The organism is Nocardioides cremeus, from assembly GCF_030518195.1.
Classification (GTDB): Bacteria; Actinomycetota; Actinomycetes; order Propionibacteriales; family Nocardioidaceae; genus Nocardioides; species Nocardioides cremeus.
On record NZ_JAULSC010000388.1, the window covers coordinates 1 to 236 of the forward strand.

The 236-nt window shown below is 75.8% G+C and carries 1 protein-coding gene; it reads left to right on the forward strand.

Features of this window, described 5'->3' with window-relative positions; translation table 11 throughout:
* Positions 1-236: substrate-binding domain-containing protein (locus QWJ41_RS21440; protein ID WP_302710530.1), on the forward strand; the 236-nt coding region annotated here is incomplete at both ends.

Genomic DNA, 236 nt, shown 5'->3' on the forward strand with positions numbered 1-236 from the left:
GGGCCCAGCGTCCGCGTCGACGACGAGCTGGTCGCGCGCACCGCGGTGGAGCACCTGCTCGAGCTGGGTCATCGCCGCATCGCCTACGTCGGGATGCTCAACGACGCGAGCCTGCGCCTGGCCCCGCCGCGCGCCCGGGCGCGCGGCTACCGCGACACGCTGCGCGACGCCGGGATCGAGCAGGACCCCGACCTCGAGCTCGAGGGTGGCTTCACGCTCGAGGGCGGGACGAGCGC